This is a genomic window from Ilumatobacter sp., from assembly GCF_041688325.1.
Lineage (GTDB): Bacteria > Actinomycetota > Acidimicrobiia > Acidimicrobiales > Ilumatobacteraceae > Ilumatobacter_A.
The window spans coordinates 1-7264 of sequence record NZ_JBDNIJ010000419.1 but is presented as its reverse complement, the minus strand read 5'-3'; the positions used below and the strand labels follow the sequence as shown (position 1 = coordinate 7264).

Sequence of the window (7264 nt, the reverse complement as noted above, 5' to 3'; positions counted from 1 at the left end):
CAGTTGATCCAGATCGATAGGTCGGCCCGATCGTCCGAGACCCCCGTCCAGTTCGCGTGAGCGACCGTCATTGAGATCCTGAAAAGCCGTTGACCAGGGCCGGAGCCTTTATGAACGTTGTGTCGGAGGGAGGACTTGAACCTCCAACGCCAGTCGGTTCAGCTCGCTGAGGCGGGATCGATTCGTTCGAGGCCAAGGAAGCACGAACCCGAGTTGGCCTCCGCCAACGAGCGGTGAGGGCTGACGCCGGGATCGGGCGAATCGGATCGCCTCAGGTGTAGAAGGGGTTTGAGCCGGTGGCGTGATCGGTGAGGTCTTTAACCCGCTCGATCGCCGGCAACGCATCGACGAGCATCGTTTGCACGCCATCAAGCATCGTCATCTTGCTCATCGAGCAACCATGACAGCCGCCGCCCATCGTGAGAAATGCGGTGCCTTCGCTGTCGTGGCCGACGTAGGTGACGAAGCCACCGTGTGCGGCGAGCGCCGGGTTTACTTCGCCCGACACGAGCGCTTCGATTTCGGCCGACAGCTCGTCGTCGCTGGTGAGGCCTTCGATGCTCGGTGCTTCGGGCTTGTTCGGGTTGCGAATAACGAGGCCCTGCGTGACGGTGTAGTCGAGCGTGGCGCCGGTCATCACTTCGACATCGGGGCCGGGGATGATGATCTTGAGGCCCTCGTGCGTGCGCACTTCGTCTTCGAATGCTGCCTTCAGGAACTCTTCGAACGACAGGTCGTACCGGAAGTCTTCACCGGGCGCCGAGGCCAGGCCGAGGCGTAGACCGAGCTGTTCGCCGTCAGCTTCTTCGTCACGCAACTCAGTGAGATGCTCGAGCGCCTCGGGCGTCACCGTGACGATCGGCTCGCTAGCGTTGGCGCTACCAGAATCTGCCGCAAGTGCTTCGAGTGAGCTCATGATGAAAAGGCTACCGTCAGGCTTGTGAGCACAAGCAGACTCGGGACCAACGACATGAGCGCCTACTTGGCCGCACTCCGCACGGACACCGACCTACTGTCGGCTGCCATCCGCACCGGCGACGCCGCTGCCCCAGTCGCAGCATGCCCCGGATGGGACCTCACCAAGCTGCTCGAACACACCGGTTGGGTCCAGCGTTGGGCCACCCACGCTGTCCTCAATGGCGAAGCCCCGGGAAAAGAAATCGACTTCGGGCCGAGTCCCGACGACAACATGTCGGTCTGGATCGTCGACGGAGCGGCCGCGCTGATCGACGCGCTCAGCAACGCCGAGCCCGACGCTCCTACGTGGCACCCGTTCCCGTTCGAACAGCAGGTGTGGGTCTGGGCCCGTCGACAGGCACTCGAAACCGCCATGCACCGGTGGGATGCCCAGACTGCGATCGGTGTCCAAGCAATGCTCGACCCCGAACTATCGAGGGAAGGAATCCAGGAGTACTTCGAGTTGGGCCTCCCGCGCGCGCTCAGCCGTGCGGATGTCGAGCCTCCAACCGTCAGCCTCCACGTCCACTGCACCGACGTCGACGGCGAATGGCTGGTGTGGAGCGAGAACGGCGAGTACCGGATGCTGCCCGTCCACGACAAGGGCGACGCTGCGATTCGTGGAGCTGCGGCCGACATCTGGCTGTTGCTGATGGGCCGCCTCGACCGTTCCGAACTCGACATCGTCGGCGATGCATCCGCAGCCGACGCCTGGCTCGACCTCCCCAACTGGTGAGCAACAACGACGCCAGCGCGTCCGCAAGCACGTCCCCCATTTCGCCTGGGAACCCACCCGCAAACCCCACCCGACTGAAATCGATCGGTTTCATCGCGGTTGGCCTCGCCGTGATCAGCTTCTCGATCAGCTCGGCCGCTATCAAGTGGTCCGAGTCGACCGGGTCGGTGGTGGCATTCTGGCGAATGATTGGCGCTGTCGTCGGCTGGTGGATCATCGTTCTCATCGCCCGGAAACGCACCAGCCGCCCGCTGCCATCGCGCGAGACATGGAAACTGGTCCTTCCGCCCGGCCTGTTCTTCGGGCTGAATATCGCGATCTTCTTCACGGCGATCACTCGGACGAGCATTGCTCATGCCGAGTTCATCACCACACTCACCCCCCTGGTACTCCTCCCCGCCGGCGCAGCGTTCTTCGGCGAGCGACCGAACTGGAGCGCACTCAAATTCGGGCTGATCTCGATCGTCGGCATTGTGCTGGTCCTCACATTCGGGCCCACGGGAGGTGAGGCGACACTCGGCGGCGACCTGCTGATGGTGCTCGTCATCGGCACCTGGACGGGCTACATGCTGACCTCGAAGCGGGCCCGCTCACGTGGCGTTGACGTGCTCGATTTCATGGCCTGCATGATGCCGCTGGGCCTCATCACTGCTGGGCCGATCGCTGCGTCGATCGCCGGCACCGGCCTGTTCTCGCTGTCGGCTCGCGGCTGGTTTGTCGTGGCGCTCCTCACACTTGTGACCGGCATGTTCGCCCATGGCTGCATCATTTTCGCGCAGCGCCACCTTCCGGTTGCGACGATCAGCATCATCCAGACAGGCCAGCCGGCACTCTCGGTGTTCTGGGGTTTCGTGGTCCTCGGCGAGTCGGTTCGCTCACCGCAGATCGCCGGCATGGTCTTGGTCGTGGTCGGCCTGTCATTGTTCGCGTGGGCGAGTCAACGACCGACCGCAACGACTCCAAGCAGCGGCGTCACTCCGGCTGACATCGCTCAGCCCGGCTCGACGAGCTGACCGAGCGCCCGTCGCCGACCGACCGCCAACGGACGAGACCAGGACCGGATCGGGCTAAACGGTCGACACGTGCCAGGATGCACCCATGCGGATCTTGGTCACGAACGACGACGGAATTCACGCCCCCGGGCTCCACGCTCTGGCGAATGCAATGTGTGACCTTGAGGGCGGGCACGAGATCGTCGTCGCTGCACCGGACTCGGAGTACTCCGGTGCCGGCGCCGCACTCGGCGCTCTTCACGAGATCACCCCGGTCATCCGGCCGGTCGACATTCCTGTGTCGGCGGCGGCCGCGTGGTCGGTCACCGGCGCACCTGCGCTCTGCGTGATGTTTGCTCGGCTCGGCGCATTCGGCGGTCCGTTCGACCTGGTCATTTCCGGTATCAACCCGGGCGCCAACGTCGGGCGCGCGGTGTACCACTCAGGCACGGTCGGCGCTGCACTCACGGCTCGTAACGGCAAGATTTCGGGTGTCGCATTCAGCCAGGCGGTCACGGGCTACGGCGTTGAAGGCCAGGTGTGGAACCAGTTGGTCGATCAGCTCGACTGGCAAGCCTCAGCCGAGGTTGCTCGAACCTACGTGCAGGGCATGGTCGACAACATGCCGACCGAGCCCGTGGTCGTCAACATCAACGTCCCTGATCGGCCTGTCTCGGAGATGCTCGGCTGGCGCCACACCGACGTCGGCAACCTCCCACCACGGACGGTCAACGAGGCCACCCTTGAGCCCGTCGAAGGCGACGAAGGGGCATTTCGCGTCATGATGGACTGGGGACAAAAGATCAACGTACTGCCCGAAGACACCGACGGCGGCGCAGTCGAGGCCGGCTATGTGTCGGTGAGTAATCTGACCCGGCTGGTCCACGAAGATCGCGCCGACATGTCGGCCGCCGAGGCCGCGCTCGACAGCCTCCTCCCCCGCGCCTGACCAAGATCTCCCCCGCCAGCCCCCTTTCTCCCGAAATGGAGACCATCTCTCCGCACTTGTGATGAGAAATGGTCTCCATTTCGGGAGAAAGGGGGTCAGCCACAGTCACATTGGATCGCAGTTCGACCAGAAGTACCGTCGTCGAACCATGAGTTCACCGATTGATGTCGTCACCGGTTTCCTGCGTTCGTTCACACGAAACGATCCGGACTACACCGCCAGCTTCGTCGCCGAAGGTTTCCGGAACGTCCACGACAGCGAACTCGGTTCCGGCTGTTTCGGACGAGAGGAATACCGGCGGCGGCTGCCGCACTTTCTTGCCGCGTTCGCCGACCGCACGTACTCGATCGACGACATCGTCGAACAGGAGCGTCCGTCGGTAACCGATGTGGTCGTGAGGTATCGCTTCACGGCCACGTACGAGGGGACGGCCTTCGAAATCCCCGGCGTCATGTGGTTCAGCGTTCGCGACGATGTGATCACCAAGCGAGTCGACACCTGGGACTCGCTCACCTTTCTCCGCCAAACCAACCAAACCGATCTCTGAGGCCGTCCAGCTCAGCCCTCAGTTTTCCAAGAGGGGATGAGATATGGGTTGCCGCCTGACTTGTCAGCGTTCAAAGAGTTGGGTGGTGGGGTGGAACTGACTCCAGGCGAACCAGAACGCTTCGTGCGCAGGGATTTCATCGCCCGTTGCATCGTCCAGAGCCCGCAGGCCATCGCCTGACTCGACGAGGCTGACGCCGCCCAGCGACACCGTGCCGCCGGTGGCCAAAATCGAGCTGGCCTGCGTCGATGGGAACGCCAGCGGCGTGCCGTCGGCCTGCAGTACGCCAACGACGAGTTCCTGGACATCGAGTCGTCTGTCGGCATCACCGATCGGGAAAATCGGGCCAGCTTCGTCGCGCCCGGCGAGCGGGTCGAGGTCGTAGCTCCGCCCGATACCACCGTCTTCGGCAACGATCTGCGTGTTCGGATGTCCGGCCTTCCATTTGCCCCAGGTCGAACGGACGACGGTGACCTCCTCGAGTTGAATGCCCTGGACTTGCAGCACCCCGGAGACTGCTCGGCCCGTGAACGTGTCAAACACTGACCGAGTCACGAGGTCGTACATCACCTTGTTCGACCGGCTGAGCAATCCCGAGGTTCGCAAAACCGGCTGCTCATCGGCACCCGAGTTGTCGGTGTAGTACGCCTGCGCCGACCCGCAGAGCGTGCAATAGGGGAGCCCGAAGCGCCGTTTGCCGAGCGTGAAGTTGAACATCTCGTGGATCTCGGCGATGTTCTTCGGAAACGCCAGCGCTGCATCACCCTCAACCAGGCCAAACACGATCCGGTCGTCCGGGTACCAATCGCCTCCAGCTGCATCGGTCGTGGCGAAGTCGTCGAGCGACGGGATGCAGCCGCCGGAGCAGCTCTCAGAGTCGCCGAGTTCACGGTCGTCGATGAACACGCCACCCCAGCTCAAGACACGCCAGTCAATATCTGCGTCTACATCGCTGAAGAACGGCTCCCAGGCGGGTTCGAGCTGCGTGAAGATGGCCCCCTTGTCGCGCTGGTAGCTGGGATAGGCCGGCGTGTCCCAAGCAATCAGGTGATTCGTGAGGCTGAGCCAAGGACTGATTTCGCTCTCAGGATCATTCGAGATGTCGACGCCGGTGAGCTGCTCAAATGCGTCAACGATGATCACACCATCGTCGCCGCGAAAGAAACGCAAGAGATCCGACAGATACCAGGCGTGGCGAGCATCGCCGGTCTCGCCGAGCCCGCGAACACCTGCGACATCCATTTCGCCAGCAATGATCAGCTGACGAATGGCAGCGATGTTGTCGAGCGCCTCTGGTGCGCTCTGTTTGTCCGCGGGTGGAGCGGTTGGCGCAGGCGGGAAACGGAAACGCGTGCGCGGCGTCGCCGGGTCGACGACTGACCCACCATCGACCGCCGACTCGACCGCCGACTCAGCCGCCGGTGAGATAGTCGAGCCCGAGTTGGTGGGATCGTTACCACCTGACGAACAGGCAGCAACGAGCACGGCCCCGGTAACCGCTGCTGCAGTGACAGTCACAAGTCGGGTGCGGAGAGAGCGCTGACGCATAGCGAAAGGTTAGGAACCAAGCCATAGCCGAGAGCGAACAGCCAACGCAACAACCGCGAAACTCAGATCCGGATGCTGCGGCCGTGCCCCGGACTTGGCAGCATGGAGCCATGGCCGAGAACGATCAGAACGACACAGCCGCACTCCCCTCCGACGCGGAGCTGCGCGATCGGCTCACGCCCGAGCAGTATCAGGTCACCCAGCACGCCGGAACCGAGCGTCCGTTCACTGGCGCGTACCACGCCACCACCGACGACGGCACGTATCACTGCATCGTGTGTGACGCCGAGCTGTTCTCGTCCGAGACAAAGTACGACGCAGGCTGCGGATGGCCGAGCTTCTATCAGGCACTCGACGGCAACAAGATCGAAAACCGCACCGACACTTCCCACGGCATGGCCAGAACCGAGACCGTCTGCGCCAAGTGCGGCGCGCACCTCGGCCACGTCTTCCCCGACGGCCCGGCACCGACCGGCGACCGATTCTGCATGAACTCGGCGTCACTCAACCTCAAGCCCGCCGGATGAGCGACAAGCCTGCCGCGCCGCGACACGTTGTAGTTTCGCTGTCGTGATCACTGACTGGGGCGACGGAGAACGACAATTAACCGACACGGTCAGCGTGCTGGTCGGCGAAAACAATGGGGCCTACCCGTCAGGGAACTCGTTGCTCGTCCGTGGAGCTGGCGAAACCGTGTTGATCGATCCGTCGACCACCGTCGTTGCCAAAGGTGGCGCACCTGTCGCGATCGATGCCGTCATCAACTCACACAGCCACGAAGACCACATGTGCGGCAACGGGTTCTTCGCCGACTCGCGACTCCACATCCACGAAGCCGACCTGATCGGCGCCCAGAGCATCGACGGACTCATGGAGGTCTACGGGTTGACCGGCGAGGCGCGCGACACGTTCTCGGCGCTCGTCCTCGACGAGTTCCACTACACGCCCCGGCCCGACGCTCAGGGCTTCACCGACGGCCACGTGTTCGACCTCGGTGGCGGCACACGGGTCGAGGCGGTGCACCTGCCCGGCCACACACGAGGCCACAGCGGCTTCCGGATGGATGGCGTGTTCTTCCTGTCAGACATCGACCTCACCGGCTTTGGCCCGTACTACGGCGACGTGTGGAGCGACCTCGAAGACTTCGAGGCCAGCCTCGCCAAGGTGCGCGATGAGGAAGCCGACTTTTACGTCACGTTCCATCACAAGGGAGTGATCGAAGGGCGCGAGACGTTTGTCGAGATGGTCGACGCCTTCACCGCAGTGATCGATCGCCGCCACGACGCAATGCTCGACTTCCTCGCCGAACCACAGACGATCGACGCCATGCGGGCGCACCGATTTATCTATCGCCCACACGTCGAGCACTCGTTTGCCGACTCGGTGGAAACGCGTAGCGCCCAAATGCACATCGCCCGGATGCTCAAACGGGGCGAAGCCACCGAAGTCGAGCCCGGCCGCTACCAGAGAAGCTGACGCCGATTTCACACCGGGACCGGAGTGCTTGTCACACCCGGTTGTCACACTTTGGTCTG

At 63.3% G+C, this 7264-nt stretch carries 8 protein-coding genes; 6 read left to right on the top strand and 2 right to left on the bottom strand.

Annotated elements, in window-relative coordinates; all coding sequences use genetic code 11:
• Nucleotides 1–271: 271 nt before the first annotated feature.
• Complete coding sequence (locus ACH2EI_RS20600) at nt 272–916, bottom strand: NifU family protein (RefSeq protein ID WP_395156197.1); 645 nt, start codon at nt 914–916, stop codon at nt 272–274.
• Between the two features lie 24 nt (nt 917–940).
• Here ACH2EI_RS20600 and ACH2EI_RS20595 point away from each other — a divergent pair, with 24 nt between their 5' ends.
• The 4 genes from ACH2EI_RS20595 (at nt 941) to ACH2EI_RS20580 (ending at nt 4181) form a co-directional block, all read left to right on the top strand.
• Nucleotides 941–1693 carry a maleylpyruvate isomerase family mycothiol-dependent enzyme gene (locus tag ACH2EI_RS20595; RefSeq protein WP_395156195.1) on the top strand — a complete coding sequence of 251 codons (753 nt, stop codon included), beginning with the start codon at nt 941–943 and terminating at the stop codon, nt 1691–1693.
• Nucleotides 1690–2706 carry a DMT family transporter gene (locus ACH2EI_RS20590; RefSeq protein ID WP_395156193.1) on the top strand — a complete coding sequence of 339 codons (1017 nt, stop codon included), beginning with the start codon at nt 1690–1692 and terminating at the stop codon, nt 2704–2706. The genes ACH2EI_RS20595 and ACH2EI_RS20590 overlap by 4 nt, the downstream gene beginning before the upstream one ends.
• Nucleotides 2707–2791: 85 nt before the next feature.
• Entirely contained in the window at nt 2792–3634 is an 843-nt protein-coding gene (gene surE / locus ACH2EI_RS20585; RefSeq protein ID WP_395156191.1) for a 5'/3'-nucleotidase SurE, read from the top strand.
• Nucleotides 3635–3782: 148 nt separating this feature from the next.
• Nucleotides 3783–4181 (top strand): nuclear transport factor 2 family protein, encoded by a 399-nt coding sequence (locus tag ACH2EI_RS20580; RefSeq protein WP_395156189.1) that lies wholly within the window; start codon nt 3783–3785, stop codon nt 4179–4181.
• Between the two features lie 63 nt (nt 4182–4244).
• Here ACH2EI_RS20580 and ACH2EI_RS20575 read toward each other — a convergent pair whose 3' ends face one another.
• Complete coding sequence (locus tag ACH2EI_RS20575) at nt 4245–5729, bottom strand: DUF3179 domain-containing (seleno)protein (protein ID WP_395161439.1); 1485 nt, start codon at nt 5727–5729, stop codon at nt 4245–4247.
• 110 nt (nt 5730–5839) lie between these two features.
• On the opposite strand from ACH2EI_RS20575, the gene msrB reads away from it, so the two are divergent.
• A complete protein-coding gene (msrB, locus tag ACH2EI_RS20570; protein WP_395156185.1) occupies nt 5840–6256 on the top strand; it encodes a peptide-methionine (R)-S-oxide reductase MsrB in 417 nt (138 codons plus the stop codon).
• A 43-nt stretch (nt 6257–6299) separates the two neighbouring features.
• Complete coding sequence (locus ACH2EI_RS20565; RefSeq protein WP_395161437.1) at nt 6300–7205, top strand: MBL fold metallo-hydrolase; 906 nt, start codon at nt 6300–6302, stop codon at nt 7203–7205.
• Nucleotides 7206–7264: the final 59 nt, after the last annotated feature.

Coding starts and splice junctions, on each gene's coding strand:
- surE (WP_395156191.1), top strand. CDS start 2,792: ATGCGGATCTTGGTCACGAACGACGACGGAATTCACGCCCCCGGGCTC.
- ACH2EI_RS20580 (WP_395156189.1), top strand. CDS start 3,783: ATGAGTTCACCGATTGATGTCGTCACCGGTTTCCTGCGTTCGTTCACA.
- ACH2EI_RS20600 (WP_395156197.1), bottom strand. CDS start 916: ATGAGCTCACTCGAAGCACTTGCGGCAGATTCTGGTAGCGCCAACGCT.
- ACH2EI_RS20575 (WP_395161439.1), bottom strand. CDS start 5,729: ATGCGTCAGCGCTCTCTCCGCACCCGACTTGTGACTGTCACTGCAGCA.
- msrB (WP_395156185.1), top strand. CDS start 5,840: ATGGCCGAGAACGATCAGAACGACACAGCCGCACTCCCCTCCGACGCG.